Here is a 15133-nt window from a genome sequence, read left to right as displayed (position 1 = left end):
AAAGGCCGGCGGCCGTCATGGGACGGTCGCCGGCGGGGTCGGCAGGCAAGCCCTGCCAGGGGACGCGGATCAGCTGTTCGGGGCCAGCCGGGCGAAGGCATTGTCCAGCGCCTCGACGATTTCGTCGAGATCCGCCTGGGTCGCGATCAGCGCCGGGCTCAGGCAGAGCGTATTGTTGAACTGCTCGAAGCTGCGATTGGTGCGCCCGATAATGACGCCTTGCTTCATGCAGTCCGCCGCGATCGCGATCGGCAGACTCTCATCGACCGGCTCTCGGGTCTGGCGGTCCTTGACCAGCTCGAGACCGCAGAACAGCCCCTTGCCACGCACGTCGCCGATCACCTCGTACCGGTCCTGCAACTGGCGCAGGCGGCCGAGCAGGTACTCGCCCATCTGGGTCACGTTCTCGAGCAGGTTCTCCTCCTCGATGATCTGCATATTGGCCAGTGCCGCAGCGGGACCGGCCGTGCAGCCGCCAAAGGTGCTGATATCGCGGAAGTAGCCCATGCGATCTGAGGCATCATCCTTGAAGGCCTCGAACACCTCCTCGGTGGTGACCGTACAGGAGATGGCGGCATAACCCGACGCCACCCCCTTGGCCATGGTGACGATATCCGGCTTGATGCCGTAATGCTGATACCCGAACCAGGTTCCGGTACGGCCCAGGCCGCAGACGACTTCGTCGATATGCAGCAGGATATCGTACTTCCTGCAGATCTCCTGGATCTTCTCCCAGTAGCCATGGGGCGGCGTGATCACGCCGCCACCGGCGGTGATCGGCTCGAGGCAGACGGCACCGACGGTTTCCGGACCTTCTGCCAGAATCACCTTCTCCATTTCCAGCGCCGCGCGCACACCGTAGTCGCTGACGTCACCGAACTGGGAGCGATACTCGCAGCAGTGGGGGAACTCGACGAAGCCGGGTGTGAAGGGGCCGTACTGGTTCTTGCGCTCGAATTGTCCGGTGGCACTCAACGCGGTGATCGTCGTGCCGTGGTAGTCACGCTCGCGGAACAGGATCTTGTACTTCTTGCCGCCATATTTCTTCTGGGCGATCTGGCGCACGATCTTGAACGCCTTCTCGTTGGCTTCGGAGCCGGAGTTCGAGTAGTACACCCGGCTCATGCCCGGCATTTTCTCGATCAGCTTCTCGGCGAAGAACGCGGCCGGGACATTACCGGCGGACTGGGCAAAGTAGTTCATCTTCACCAGCTGGTCGCGCACCGCATCGGCGATGCTCTCGCGGCCGTAGCCGACATTGACGGTCCAGACGCCGCCCGAAACCGCATCGAGGTATTCGTTGCCCCTGGCATCCCGAACACGCATGCCCTTGCCTTCGACAATCACCATCGGATCGTTCTGCTCGAACGGCTTGTGCTGGGTGATATGGTGCCAGACGTGCTTGCGGTCACTGGCCACCACCTTGGAGGAGTCGAAGTCGTTCAGATCGATAGTCATGGGTGTCACCTCCTGACAGGCATTCTTATTGTTCGGACCGAGACCGGGTCCGGCGGATGACTACAACGCTAAATCGATTGCCCCGGCCGGGTTAGAACCAGATATTTGCGCCGAATGATGCCAGGGAGGCGGCGCACTGCTGGCCCAGTCGCGAGTGCCGCACTGGTGCTAATGTCCGCGCAGGCGATCGACGAAGATGCAGGTTGCTGATTCGAAAGGAGATGGGACGGTGATTGAGTTGCTGATCAACGGCGATCCGATGCCGGTGCATTCGGAGGCCACACTGAAGGACCTGCTGGAACAGCTCGAACTCGGCAACCGGCGGCTGGCGGTCGAGCTGAACGAAACCGTGGTGCCCCGCAGCCTCTATCGGGATGTCAGGCTGCAGCCCGGTGACCGGATCGAGATCGTTCACGCCATCGGCGGCGGCTGAAAACCTCAGCCCGGGCGGTTTGCGGCAAGATCGAGCACGTCGCGCGCCAGTGCCAGCAGCTCCTTGGGGGCATCGAGGTTCTTCATCGGCCGGGTCCGGCGCGAAGCGTGGTAGTACTCGTTGAACACCTGGAAGTAGGCATCCAGCACCGCCGCACTGGCATCGTCACCGATCTGCTCCAGCATCGCGGCGGCCACTTCCGCCGTACACAGGTGATGCGACTCCACCTGGGTGCGCAGATCGTAACGGGTCTGGCGCGTCGTACGCGGTTCGATCACCGGAATCCGGTCCAGGTAGCGGCTATGGCGAAACATGCGTCGCGCCTGGCGCCAGGTGCCGTCGAGAACGATGAAAACCGGTTCCCGCCCGGGTTTGCGCTCGAACTCGACCATCCGATCCGAGTAATCCGGGGCCTCCGGAAAGACGATATAGGGATCGAACATCTCGCTCTGCAACTGCTCGACAAACCCCGCCTCAGGCTCCGTGCGGCTCCATTCGAACACCTCGGAGCCCTCGATGGTATCGAGGATCAGGCGCCCGGTATTGGTGGGCTTGTAGACCTCCTTGCGATGCGTCAGCAACCAGAAACGTGCCTGGGCATTGACCCTCACCCGATATTCGCAGATGCAGCGGTGGTGCGGCATCAGGCAACTGTCGCAGCGCCGGATGTTGGAACCGCGGGCAACAAAAGGCTTGCGGGGATGAAGTGTACTGGAAGTCATGGCGGGCAGGCGGTGACTGCGGATGGAAGACGGGGGACTATAAGGAGCCCCCGGCAACCTGTCAATGCCGCGACGAGGCTGCATACAGACCTCTACTGCAGTGTCGGAGCTTCCTCGGCGCCGCTACTGAACAGCTTGGGCGGCGCACCCCATTCGAGCACCTCGCAACCCCGGTGTATCAGGTGCAACACCTGGTGCAACTCGGCATAGTTGAGAATGCTGGTCGCCGCCGCCTCTTCCCTGTCGCCGGCAAAAAACGTCAACTGGTAGCGGCCGTCTCGGAAGCTCGCATCGAGCCGATGCAGCAACATCGCCCGGTCCCGGGTCTTGAGCGGCGCTTCCTCCACCTGCATGGCCTGCCGCGCCTGCTCGTGCTCGAACTGGGCCATGGCGCCCCGGTGCTCCCGCGGGCTGTGGCTGACGCGCTCCGACGTTTGCTGTACCAGCTGGTCGGCAGCGCCGAGGATGCGCAGGCAGAGCCGGCGCGTCAGCCAGAAGTCGATGCGCGGCTGGCCGTTGCTCAGATTGCCGATCAGGCGGATGCGATCCTCGTGCTGATCGTACTGAAAGGTAAAGGATGCAATATTCAGCATGTTTCCACCCTACCCCTTTCGCGACAGCGGGGTCAATGACAGAGGTCCGCCCGTTTCCTGTCACCGGTCAACTGCAGCAGAAGACAGTTCGGCTAGACTTAGCGAACAGATGCAAGTTGGGTGGACCACCAGGGACGGTGGAAATACCTGCACTGCAGGAGCAAGTGCAGGTAGAGTGCCGACGTCACGAAGCCCGACAATCGGCAACATCTCGTTATCCGATCTAACAACCGGCACGAGCCCTGCCTTGAGGAGGCACAGCGATGAGTAAGCACTCCCTTATTCCCGGCACAGAGTTTCCGGCTTTCAAACTGCCTACGATCGATCACGGCGTTGTCACCATCGGTGCACCGGAGAACGGCTGGGAGATGCTGGTAATCTACCGCGGCAAGCACTGTCCCCTGTGCCGGCGCTATATCGATACACTGCATGAAATGCTGCCGCATTTCCGCGAACGCGATGTGCGGGTGATCGCCGTGTCGGCAGACAGCGAGGAAAAGGCGGTCGCCTTCACACGCGAAGGCGGCTACCACCAGTTGGTGGTCGGCTACGACCTCTCGATCGAACAGATGCATCGGCTGGGCCTGTTCATATCCGAACCCCGCAGCCCGGAGGAAACCGACCGCCCCTTCTCGGAGCCGGCGTTGTTCGTCATCAGGCCCGACCACCGGATTCAGGTGATCGAGCTGTCCAACGCATCCTTCGCTCGCCCGGACCTGGGGTTGGTGCTGAACGGCCTGCGCTTTATCCAGGATAACGATTACCCGATACGCGGCCGCTTTGAGGCTTACCCGCTTTGAAAAACGTTGACTAGCCCTGCCCTTGCCCCACAAGTCTCCCCTCAGAGCCCCCAATTCGTTCTCGGCAAGACGCCGTTCGTAGGGAAGAGTGGTTCTCTTGCCAAGGACGGCAACACAGCCGAGGGCCCTCTCTATGAACAAAGAGTGGGGGCTCCCTTCGGGCGAGCCGCCAAGGGGCCATCCGCTGTGTTGCATTTTCTCGGCATAGGCCCACTATGCCGAGAAAATGCGTCGTGCGGCTCACCCCTAGGCGACTCGCTGAGGCGGATTTGTGGGGCAAGGGCAGGGCTTCTCAGCCGCCGGTCATGTTCATAAAGCGAACGATCTGAACGTCGCCGTCACTGCTGAAGTGGTGGCGTTCGGGCTTCCTCTCGATCGCCGTGACGATGGCCTTCTTGAGACGCTCGATATCACCGGGATAGCGCCTCAGCAGAGCCTTGAGGTCCACCGCATCTTCGTTGCCGAGACAGAGTAGCAGTTTGCCCTCGACCGTCACCCGGACCCGGTTGCAGTCACCGCAGAAGTTGTGGCTGTGGGGTGAAATAAAACCGATGCGGCTGTCGCTGCCCGCCATTCGCCAGTAACGCGAGGGACCGCCGGTGGTTTCGGTGGTCGGCATCAGCGGATAGGCCTGTTCGATCAGTCCCCTGACATCGTCGCTGGAACAGTAGGTCTCACCGCGGTCGTGCTCGGAAATCTGTCCGAGCGGCATTTCCTCGATAAAACTGATATCCAGCGCGCGATCCCGGGCATAATCCACCAGGTCGAGCACCTCGTCGTCGTTGCGCCCCTTGAGTACCACCGCGTTGAGCTTGATCCGCTCGAAGCCGGCTTCGCGAGCCGCCTCGATACCGTCGAGCACCTGATCAAGCCGTCCGGTACGGGTCAGTTGCTTGAAGCGATCGGCCTGCAGGGTATCGAGACTGATGTTCAGCCTATTGACCCCGGCTTCGAACAGCGGCTGCGCGTAACGCCGCAACTGGGAGCCGTTGGTGGTCACGCAGAACTCGTTCAGCCCCGACAGGCGGCCAATGCCCTTGAACAGGCTGGTCACATCACGCCGCACCAGCGGTTCGCCGCCGGTCAGCCGGATCTTGGTCACCCCGAGTTCGGTAAAGGCCCGGGCGATCGCCTGAATCTCCTCGAGCGACAGCACCTGCTGACGTGGAAGAAAGGTCATCTCTTCCGCCATGCAGTAGACACAACGGAAGTCACACCGATCGGTGACCGACATCCGCACATAGGTGATACGGCGTCCGAAAGGATCGATCAACTGCTCAGCCGCCATGGTGAACCCTCGCTAATTTCTTCTGTTCTCAGCCCTGCCCAACGGCCGGTGCAAAACAGCTACGATAACATGTTGTATACATTCTGTCCGGTGCCAGAAACGACAGTCTCATAGTCCAGAGAATAGTAGGTAAACTGCGGTCGTGGCGATATCGGGCGCAGGAGCTGCGCACCCAAAGGGCACTTCCCCGCTGCGAATGCTTTTCGCTGGGAGGTTAGCACCGCGAATCAGTCCCTGCTAACCTGACGGGATACTTGGCGCCTCGCGCACGCGCGAGCCATGCTGCGGGCGATGCACGCCGCAGCCGTCAAAACGGGCGTAGGAGCTGCGCCCCCGCAGCGAATGCTTTCGGTCGGCACGATGCCTGGGCAGGGTCTGATACTGGCGCTTCGGCCTGAAGCCGGAGTATCCTGACGGGATGCTTGGCAATGGCCCGTCCCGCGGGCGGGTACGCCGCGGTCGCGCCACCGGGGCGAAGCATGCTTCGCCTTTTCCGGTGTCGCCCTACTCTCTCATGGCAGAGCGGCCGCAAGCGGCGCTGTTCACATTCCCCATGTGAGCGTCATCGCCGAACAGATAAAACAAAAACGCCCCGACCAGAGGCCGGGGCGCTTTTGTTTAATTAGATGCTTGGCGATGACCTACTCTCACATGGGGAGACCCCACACTACCATCGGCGCTAAGGCGTTTCACTACTGAGTTCGGGATGGGATCAGGTGGTTCCACCTCGCTATGGTCGCCAAGCAAAACTGGCACAATATGGATTCTTTTCGCCTGTGGATAACCTGTGATTGTCCGGTATATCCCCAGCCTTCAATTCGGGTTCTTTCAGTCTTGCCTGAGCACAAGCTTCAGCCAATGCTCTAAATCTTATCGTCACTCCCGACCCCAAACGCCTTGGGCGTTATATGGTCAAGCCTCACGGGCAATTAGTACTGGTTAGCTCAACGCCTCGCAACGCTTACACACCCAGCCTATCAACGTCCTGGTCTCGAACGGCCCTTTAGGGGACTCAAGGTCCCGGTGAGATCTTATCTTGAAGGGGGCTTCCCGCTTAGATGCTTTCAGCGGTTATCCCGTCCGAACGTAGCTACCCGGCAATGCGATTGGCATCACAACCGGAACACCAGAGGTTCGTTCACTCCGGTCCTCTCGTACTAGGAGCAACTCTTCTCAAATCTCAAACGCCCACGGCAGATAGGGACCGAACTGTCTCACGACGTTCTAAACCCAGCTCGCGTACCACTTTAAATGGCGAACAGCCATACCCTTGGGACCGGCTTCAGCCCCAGGATGTGATGAGCCGACATCGAGGTGCCAAACACCGCCGTCGATGTGAACTCTTGGGCGGTATCAGCCTGTTATCCCCGGAGTACCTTTTATCCGTTGAGCGATGGCCCTTCCATACAGAACCACCGGATCACTAGAACCTACTTTCGTACCTGCTCCACGTGTCTGTGTCGCAGTCAAGCACCCTTTTACTCTTGCGCTCATTGCATGATTTCCGACCATGCTGAGGGTACCTTCGTGCTCCTCCGTTACGCTTTGGGAGGAGACCGCCCCAGTCAAACTACCCACCACACAATGTCCTCGAACCGGATCACGGTCCAGAGTTAGAACCTCAACAGTACCAGGCTGGTATTTCAAGGTCGGCTCCACGCAGACTGGCGTCCACGCTTCAAAGCCTCCCAGCTATCCTACACAAGTAATGTCAAAGTCCACTGTGAAGCTATAGTAAAGGTTCACGGGGTCTTTCCGTCTAGCCGCGGGTAAACTGCATCTTAACAGCTATTTCAATTTCACTGAGTCTCGGGTGGAGACAGTGTGGCCATCGTTACGCCATTCGTGCAGGTCGGAACTTACCCGACAAGGAATTTCGCTACCTTAGGACCGTTATAGTTACGGCCGCCGTTTACCGGGGCTTCGATCAAGAGCTTCGCTTGCGCTAACCCCATCAATTAACCTTCCGGCACCGGGCAGGCGTCACACCCTATACGTCCACTTTCGTGTTTGCAGAGTGCTGTGTTTTTAATAAACAGTCGCAGCCACCTGGTATCTTCGACTCCCAACCGCTCACCCCGCAGGGGGTCACCGTCAGGAGCGTGCCTTCTCCCGAAGTTACGGCACCATTTTGCCTAGTTCCTTCACCCGAGTTCTCTCAAGCGCCTTGGTATTCTCTACCTGACCACCTGTGTCGGTTTTGGGTACGGTCAGCTGTAACCTGAAGCTTAGAGGCTTTTCCTGGAAGCTTGGCATCAACCACTTCGGTCCACATGGGACCTCGTCATCAGATCTCAGTCTTAAGGAGCCGGATTTGCCTAACTCCTCAACCTACATCCTTAAACGCGGACAACCAACGCCGCGCTGGCCTAGCCTTCTCCGTCCCCCCGTCGCAGTTACAGCCGGTGCAGGAATATTAACCCGCTTCCCATCGACTACGCATTTCTGCCTCGCCTTAGGGGCCGACTCACCCTACCTCGAATAGCGTTGGATAGGAACCCTTGGTCTTCCGGCGTGGAGGTTTTTCACCTCCATTATCGTTACTCATGTCAGCATTCGCACTTCTGATACCTCCAGGGTGCCTCACAGCTTCCCCTTCAACGGCTTACAGAACGCTCCTCTACCATGCCACAAGTGGCATCCGCAGCTTCGGTGTATCGCTTAGCCCCGTTATATCTTCCGCGCAGGCCGACTCGACTAGTGAGCTATTACGCTTTCTTTAAAGGGTGGCTGCTTCTAAGCCAACCTCCTAGCTGTCTGAGCCTTCCCACATCGTTTCCCACTTAGCGATAACTTTGGGACCTTAGCTGGCGGTCTGGGTTGTTGCCCTTTTCACGACGGACGTTAGCACCCGCCGTGTGTCTCCCATGATTGCACTCACCGGTATTCGGAGTTTGCATCGGGTTGGTAAGTCGGGATGACCCCCTAGCCGAAACAGTGCTCTACCCCCGGTGGTGAGACATGAGGCGCTACCTAAATAGCTTTCGAGGAGAACCAGCTATCTCCGAGCTTGATTAGCCTTTCACTCCGATCCACAGGTCATCCGCTAACTTTTCAACGGTAGTCGGTTCGGTCCTCCAGTTGATGTTACTCAACCTTCAACCTGCCCATGGATAGATCGCCCGGTTTCGGGTCTAATCCCAGCAACTAAACGCCCTATTAAGACTCGGTTTCCCTACGGCTCCCCTAGACGGTTAACCTTGCTACTGAAATTAAGTCGCTGACCCATTATACAAAAGGTACGCAGTCACAGACCGAAGCCTGCTCCCACTGCTTGTACGTACACGGTTTCAGGGTCTATTTCACTCCCCTCACAGGGGTTCTTTTCGCCTTTCCCTCACGGTACTGGTTCACTATCGGTCAGTCAGGAGTATTTAGCCTTGGAGGATGGTCCCCCCATGTTCAGACAGGATAACACGTGTCCCGTCCTACTCGATTTCACTCAATTGCCGCTTTCGCATACGGGGCTTTCACCCACTATGGCCGCACTTTCCAGAGCGTTCTGCTAACAACAACCGAGCTTAAGGGCTAGTCCCCGTTCGCTCGCCGCTACTAAGGGAATCTCAATTGATTTCTTTTCCTCCGGGTACTTAGATGTTTCAGTTCCCCGGGTTCGCCTTCCAATCCCTATGTATTCAGGAAAGGAATACCCGCAAAGCGGGTGGGTTTCCCCATTCAGAGATCTCCGGATCAAAGGTTGTTTGCCACCTCCCCGAAGCTTTTCGCAGGCTACCACGTCTTTCATCGCCTCTGACTGCCAAGGCATCCACCGTGCACGCTTCGTCACTTGACCATATAACCCGAAGGCGTCTGTCAAGGACGAGAGTACGATAAGATTTTTCGCCATTGGCGCTTGTACTCAGTACAAGACTTATCTCGAATTGAATTCGAATCCATATTGTTAAAGAGCGTTTAAAGCGTAAAGCTTTAAAAGATGAACTTGATGCCAAGTGCATGTTTTAAAACTTTTGAGAACTACCATTTTTCGTCAATCAAGGCGGATGCCGAGGACGCATAGCCTGCTATGCGACGAGGTATCCAACGCCGAGTGGCGGAAAATGGTGGAGCTATGCGGAATCGAACGGGGCGGCCTTCCGTCGCAGACCTCCTGCGTGCAATTCCAAACTTCATCCATCCGTAGATGGTGGAGCTATGCGGGATCGAACCGCAGACCTCCTGCGTGCAAAGCAGGCGCTCTCCCAGCTGAGCTATAGCCCCAGTACGTCCTGAGTCAGGAGTATTCCATTGACCAGGTAACAGCATCAACCGTGCTTGAACGACTGCAAGGCCTGAGTGGACTTGAACCACCGACCTCACCCCCTTTCTCCCTGTAAAGAGTGGGGTGCGCTCTAACCAGCTGAGCTACTTCAACCATCCGAGGATGATTGGTAGGCCTGAGTGGACTTGAACCACCGACCTCACCCTTATCAGGGGTGCGCTCTAACCAGCTGAGCTACAAGCCTACATAAGCGTTTTTGCTCTTCTCTAACGTCGATCAGGTAATTCGTGTGAACGCTGTGCCGGGATGGGCAAGGTCGTTTAAGGAGGTGATCCAGCCGCAGGTTCCCCTACGGCTACCTTGTTACGACTTCACCCCAGTCATGAACCCCACCGTGGTAAGCGCTCCCCTTGCGGTTAAGCTACCTACTTCTGGTGAAGTCCACTCCCATGGTGTGACGGGCGGTGTGTACAAGGCCCGGGAACGTATTCACCGCGACATGCTGATTCGCGATTACTAGCGATTCCGACTTCATGGAGTCGAGTTGCAGACTCCAATCCGGACTACGACCGGTTTTCTGAGATTGGCTCCCCTTCGCAGGATCGCGACCCTCTGTACCGGCCATTGTAGCACGTGTGTAGCCCTACTCGTAAGGGCCATGATGACTTGACGTCGTCCCCACCTTCCTCCGGTTTGTCACCGGCAGTCTCCCTAGAGTTCCCACCATTACGTGCTGGCAAATAGGGACAAGGGTTGCGCTCGTTACGGGACTTAACCCAACATTTCACAACACGAGCTGACGACAGCCATGCAGCACCTGTCTCAGAGTTCCCGAAGGCACCAAGCCATCTCTGGCAAGTTCTCTGGATGTCAAGAGTAGGTAAGGTTCTTCGCGTTGCTTCGAATTAAACCACATGCTCCACCGCTTGTGCGGGCCCCCGTCAATTCATTTGAGTTTTAACCTTGCGGCCGTACTCCCCAGGCGGTCGACTTATCGCGTTAACTTCGCTACTAAAAGATCAAGTCTCCCAACAGCTAGTCGACATCGTTTACGGCGTGGACTACCAGGGTATCTAATCCTGTTTGCTACCCACGCTTTCGCACCTCAGTGTCAGTATCAGTCCAGGCAGTCGCCTTCGCCACTGGTGTTCCTTCCTATATCTACGCATTTCACCGCTACACAGGAAATTCCACTGCCCTCTACCGTACTCTAGTCAAGCAGTATCAGGTGCAGTTCCCAGGTTAAGCCCGGGGCTTTCACATCTGACTGACTCAACCACCTACGCGCGCTTTACGCCCAGTTATTCCGATTAACGCTCGCACCCTCCGTATTACCGCGGCTGCTGGCACGGAGTTAGCCGGTGCTTCTTCTGTGGCTAACGTCACAGTATGCGGGTATTAACCACACACCTTTCCTCACCACTGAAAGTGCTTTACAACCCGAAGGCCTTCTTCACACACGCGGCATGGCTGGATCAGGGTTGCCCCCATTGTCCAATATTCCCCACTGCTGCCTCCCGTAGGAGTCTGGGCCGTGTCTCAGTCCCAGTGTGACTGGTCATCCTCTCAGACCAGTTAAGGATCGTCGCCTTGGTAGGCCTTTACCCTACCAACTAGCTAATCCTACGCAGGCTCATCAAATAGCGTGAGGTCCGAAGAGCCCCCACTTTCCCCCTTAGGGCGTATGCGGTATTAATCCGGGTTTCCCCGGGCTATCCCCCACTACTCGGTAGATTCCTACGCGTTACTCACCCGTCCGCCGCTCGTCACCCGAGAGCAAGCTCTCTGTGCTACCGCTCGACTTGCATGTGTTAGGCCTGCCGCCAGCGTTCAATCTGAGCCATGATCAAACTCTTCAGTTTAAATTTTCGAAATGCCGAAGCACTTCTAAATCTGACTCAAGTTAAAACAACTTTAAATGAATTCACATGTAAGGTTGCTTATCTTGATAAAGCTTTTGTTTGCCCTATCCCGACAAGCGCCCACACGAATTACCTGATCAATCTGTTAAAGAGCGTCTCGAGAAGCGGCCGATGAACTGGCCTTTCGTCTCAAGTGGGCGCATATTCTAGCGCGCCCGGTTTCGAAGTCAACTCTTTTTTCAACTTTCGTCGCCGTGGCGACTGTGAATCGGAGTTGCTTCAGAGGCCGGCTATTATCGTTAATTTTCATTGAAAATCAACCACTTATTTCCGACCCCGCCGCCTGTTTCGATGACCGTTTCCGGCTGTCTCCCCAAGCGAGGAGGCGAATTTTACAGACCCCGGCGGGAGAATCAACACCCTTTTGAAAATAAACTTAAAAAAGCCCCAGATAGATCAAATAATGATCAAAAACAACGGGAATGCTCAAAGTAAACGCAGTCGCTTTGGAGACTCCAGCTACCCGAAACGGAAAAGGGCGCCCTGGGGCGCCCTCGACAGTGCGGGGTGAGCCTAGCCCGATGTATAACTGAGGGGAACAAAGGTACCCCACATGATGGCAGATGCCGCCAGAACACCGACCAGCACGCACAGACCAACCGTCAGTATGGATGACGAGAAGAAGAAAGCCCGGTCCTCGGGGATCTGCATGATCACCGGAACGCCGGTATACAGCAGGTACACGGTATAGGCCAAGGCAATCATGCCGACAATCACATTGAACCACAGCATCGGATAGAGGCCGGCAAGGCCCGACAGAAACAGCGGCGTGGCAGTGAAGGTGGTCAGTACCATGCATTCGTCCATGCTGACGTTCCCGCCGTAGGTCTTTTCCATCCAGTGCACCGCGTAGGCGATGAACCCGACAGCCACCCACATGGCGAAATAGAAGGCGATGGCTGCCGGCAGCGCGCTCGAGACCTCGAGCTTGACATAGCTTCCCCCGGCGATGCTCCAGCCCACCTGGGTCGTACCGATGAACAGCGATATGGCCGGGATGGCCGCAAGGATGCTGATCTGGGACAGAAAGACATGAAGCGTCGTGTAGTGTTCGTTGCGTATCGAACCCCACTCCTCTTTGGGGTGGTACAGCATACCCATCATATGTTGTAGGAACATATTGCACTCTCCCTCTTCATACGCCCTGGACATCATTCCCTGACGAACCAAGGCTATTTCATCTGTTTAAGCGTCAGATTGTTGAGCATTGGTCGGTTCTTATTTCCCCTTTACAGTCCTTTGAAAGTGTAGATCGTTCAGGTCGGATTGGTAGCCGGTCATAACGTAAATTTCAGATAGTGATCCAGCAGCAGCAGCGCAAACAGCAGCATGATGTAGGTGATGCTGTAACGGAACATCTGCATCGGTATCTGACGGTTGTCACCGGCCCGCATGACGCGCCAGGCCCAGTGCAGGAACCTCAGGTTCAGTACGGATATGCCAGTCAGATAGATGAGGCCACTCATGCCGGTCAGAAACGGCAACGCGGTCGTCGCGATCATCAGCAGGGTGTAGAGCATGATCTGCAGTCGGGTGAAGCCCTCGCCATGAGTCACCGGCAGCATCGGGACACCGGCCCTGATGTAATCCTCCTTGCGCGCGATGCAGAGCGCCCAGAAGTGCGGAGGCGTCCAGGCAAAGATAATCAGCATCAGCAACAAACCATTCGGCTCGAGGGCCCCGGTGACGGCTGTCCAGCCAAGCAGTGGCGGCGACGCTCCGGCAACGCCACCGATGACGATGTTCTGTGGCGTCGCTCGCTTGAGAAAGACGGTGTAAACGACGGCATAGCCGATCAGCGACAGCAGCGTCAGCCAGGCGGTCAGCGGATTAACCCAGAATGCCAGCAGGCTGATACCGGCAATACCGATCGCCGCCGCGAATACCAGCGCCTGCTGTGAGTTCAGTTTGCCGCTGGGCAACGGACGGCCGCGGGTACGGGCCATGTGTTCATCGATATGGCGGTCCATCACATGGTTGACGGCGGCTGCAGACCCCGCCGCCAGAGCGATGCCAATCATCGTCAGCAGAATCAGCCCCAGTGGCGGAACACTATCCTCCGCAAGCCCCATCCCCACCAGGGCCGTTAACAGCATGACGGCGACAACCCTGGGTTTGCACAACTCCAGGTAGTCCTTCCATGTCACCGAGGCATGAACGAATTCAACAGTTTTGCGCGCAGGCATAACAGCTCTCCTTATCGCTGACTGCATCCCTCTGATAGAGCCAGACCAGGCCCAGGAGCAACAGCACAGCACCGCCGTGGTGTGCCATGGCCAGAGGGATAGGAACAGCATAGACGATATTGGCAAATCCCAGGCCGATCTGGAGCGCCAGCAGCGATGCGATGGCCAGCAGCGGCCTCCTCTCCGCTCCGGCACGCGCCTGCTGCCAGAGCATGATACCGGTCACCAGCAGCACCAGTATCGCGCCGGCACGGTGAGTCATCTGTATCGCCGCCCGGGCCTCGCGCGGCAACTGACCGCCCTGATAGTTCGGACCAATCTCATGCATCAGGTCGAAGCCGTTCGGGAAATCGAGCGTCTGGGCCTGCTGCCGCTCGCACAGCAGCCAGTCGGTACAGGCCCAGCCGGCATAGTTGGCACTGGTCCAGCCACCCAGAGCGATCTGCAGAAACAGCACCAGCAGTGCGGCAAGAATCCAGCCTCGTCCACGCGCTGTCGCGGACTCACCCGGTGCATGCCCCCGATAGAACTGCAGCAGCCGAAAGCGCAGCAGCGCCAGCAGCGACAGAATCAGCAGCCCGCCCAGAAGGTGCAGTGTGACCACCAGCGGTAACAGTTTCAGCGTAACGGTCCACATGCCGAACAAGGCCTGCAGGATCACCAGTCCACAGAGCGCCAGACTCAGACGTACGGGGTAACGCACCAGGTGACGGCGTCTCCAGCCCGCCACAGCCAGTATCAATATCAACAGCCCGAGACTGCCGGCCACGTAGCGATGCACCATCTCGATCCAGCCCTTGTCCGCCAGCAGGGGCTGATCGGGGTAAAGCGCCTGGGCCTTCGCTATCGCCTCCTCGGACCCGGGCAGTACGATATGGCCGTAACAGCCGGGCCAGTCCGGACAGCCGAGCCCTGCATCGTTGATGCGGGTCCAGCCGCCAAGCATTACCACCACCAGCGCCAGGATCACACCGATATGACTTAACTTAAGTGGCCAGCTTTCTTTCCCGCTCATGGCGATCATCCTACCTTGGACAGTTTCAGCAGCCTGCGCATATCCTCGAGCACGCCCTGCGGCTCAACATCGAGGTCGTAGCGCAGCACCAGGTTGCCCAGCGGATCGACCACCCAGAGCGCGCCGCCGAGCTCCTTCACCCGTTTTGAACCCAGGACATCTCCCACCGCCGTCGCCGATACCCGGTGCCAGCCCACTCTTTCCCTCTCCTTCCCTATGGCGGTCCAGAGGTTGGGCATCCTTTCGAGCCAGCCCATGCAGCGGGTACAGTCGGCGGGGACTGTCAGGAACAACTGCCATTTCGCCTCCCCTCGCCAGTGCTCGCCTCCGGCGTTTTGCAGTTGCCAGCCATCGATGCGCGCGCCATCCGCCAGCAGCACGCCATGGTGGGTACGTCCCTGCGGCACGCCCACTCCGCTCCAGTACATCAGGACGGCAAGCAATAGCGGCCCCGCACCCAACCCCCAGATCAGCCAGAATGTCCCCTTTCGCATCAG

General features: G+C 57.8%; 10 protein-coding genes, 2 tRNA genes and 3 rRNA genes. 2 read left to right on the top strand and 13 right to left on the bottom strand.

The window, feature by feature from the left end; translation table 11 throughout:
* Positions 1 to 69 precede the first annotated feature (69 nt).
* Positions 70 to 1458, bottom strand: a complete 1389-nt coding sequence (locus ACFQDL_RS13885) for an aminotransferase family protein (protein ID WP_379909534.1) — start codon at positions 1456 to 1458, stop codon at positions 70 to 72.
* Positions 1459 to 1687: 229 nt separating this feature from the next.
* Between ACFQDL_RS13885 and thiS the strand changes: the two genes are divergently transcribed.
* Positions 1688 to 1891, top strand: a complete 204-nt coding sequence (thiS, locus tag ACFQDL_RS13880; protein WP_379909533.1) for a sulfur carrier protein ThiS — start codon at positions 1688 to 1690, stop codon at positions 1889 to 1891.
* 5 nt (positions 1892 to 1896) lie between these two features.
* On the opposite strand, the gene ACFQDL_RS13875 is transcribed toward thiS, so the two are convergent.
* A complete protein-coding gene (locus ACFQDL_RS13875; protein WP_379909531.1) occupies positions 1897 to 2613 on the bottom strand; it encodes a tRNA-uridine aminocarboxypropyltransferase in 717 nt (238 codons plus the stop codon).
* A gap of 92 nt (positions 2614 to 2705) precedes the next feature.
* A complete protein-coding gene (locus ACFQDL_RS13870; protein ID WP_379909529.1) occupies positions 2706 to 3206 on the bottom strand; it encodes a hypothetical protein in 501 nt (166 codons plus the stop codon).
* A 263-nt stretch (positions 3207 to 3469) separates the two neighbouring features.
* Between ACFQDL_RS13870 and ACFQDL_RS13865 the strand changes: the two genes are divergently transcribed.
* Positions 3470 to 4006 (top strand): redoxin domain-containing protein, encoded by a 537-nt coding sequence (locus ACFQDL_RS13865; protein WP_379909528.1) that lies wholly within the window; start codon positions 3470 to 3472, stop codon positions 4004 to 4006.
* A 292-nt stretch (positions 4007 to 4298) separates the two neighbouring features.
* On the opposite strand, the gene moaA is transcribed toward ACFQDL_RS13865, so the two are convergent.
* The 10 genes from moaA to ACFQDL_RS13815 all read right to left on the bottom strand — a co-directional run bounded on the left by moaA (position 4299) and on the right by ACFQDL_RS13815 (position 15130).
* Complete coding sequence (gene moaA / locus ACFQDL_RS13860) at positions 4299 to 5294, bottom strand: GTP 3',8-cyclase MoaA (protein WP_379909527.1); 996 nt, start codon at positions 5292 to 5294, stop codon at positions 4299 to 4301.
* 628 nt (positions 5295 to 5922) lie between these two features.
* Positions 5923 to 6038, bottom strand: a 5S ribosomal RNA gene (gene rrf / locus ACFQDL_RS13855).
* A 164-nt stretch (positions 6039 to 6202) separates the two neighbouring features.
* A 23S ribosomal RNA gene (locus tag ACFQDL_RS13850) occupies positions 6203 to 9087 on the bottom strand.
* Positions 9088 to 9436: 349 nt separating this feature from the next.
* Positions 9437 to 9512, bottom strand: a tRNA-Ala gene (locus ACFQDL_RS13845).
* Positions 9513 to 9680: 168 nt separating this feature from the next.
* Positions 9681 to 9757: transfer RNA gene (locus ACFQDL_RS13840), tRNA-Ile, on the bottom strand.
* A 77-nt stretch (positions 9758 to 9834) separates the two neighbouring features.
* Positions 9835 to 11375, bottom strand: a 16S ribosomal RNA gene (locus ACFQDL_RS13835).
* Together the 16S, 23S and 5S rRNA genes with 2 tRNA genes alongside form the textbook arrangement of a ribosomal RNA operon.
* 573 nt (positions 11376 to 11948) lie before the next feature.
* Positions 11949 to 12554: a Yip1 family protein gene (locus tag ACFQDL_RS13830; RefSeq protein WP_379909526.1), complete on the bottom strand. Its 606-nt coding sequence runs from the start codon at positions 12552 to 12554 to the stop codon at positions 11949 to 11951.
* Positions 12555 to 12712: 158 nt separating this feature from the next.
* Entirely contained in the window at positions 12713 to 13621 is a 909-nt protein-coding gene (cyoE, locus tag ACFQDL_RS13825) for a heme o synthase (protein WP_379909525.1), read from the bottom strand.
* The gene (locus ACFQDL_RS13820; RefSeq protein ID WP_379909523.1) at positions 13599 to 14636 is read right to left on the bottom strand and encodes a COX15/CtaA family protein; all 1038 of its coding nucleotides are present in this window, start codon (positions 14634 to 14636) and stop codon (positions 13599 to 13601) included. The genes cyoE and ACFQDL_RS13820 overlap by 23 nt, the downstream gene beginning before the upstream one ends.
* Before the next feature lie 5 nt (positions 14637 to 14641).
* Entirely contained in the window at positions 14642 to 15130 is a 489-nt protein-coding gene (locus ACFQDL_RS13815) for a hypothetical protein (protein ID WP_379909522.1), read from the bottom strand.
* Between the last annotated feature and the right edge of the window lie 3 nt (positions 15131 to 15133).

Source organism: Marinobacterium aestuariivivens (genome assembly GCF_042661465.1).
GTDB lineage: Bacteria > Pseudomonadota > Gammaproteobacteria > Pseudomonadales > Balneatricaceae > Marinobacterium_A > Marinobacterium_A aestuariivivens.
The sequence above is the reverse complement of the archived record's forward strand: the minus strand, read 5'-3'. Positions and strand labels throughout refer to the sequence as shown.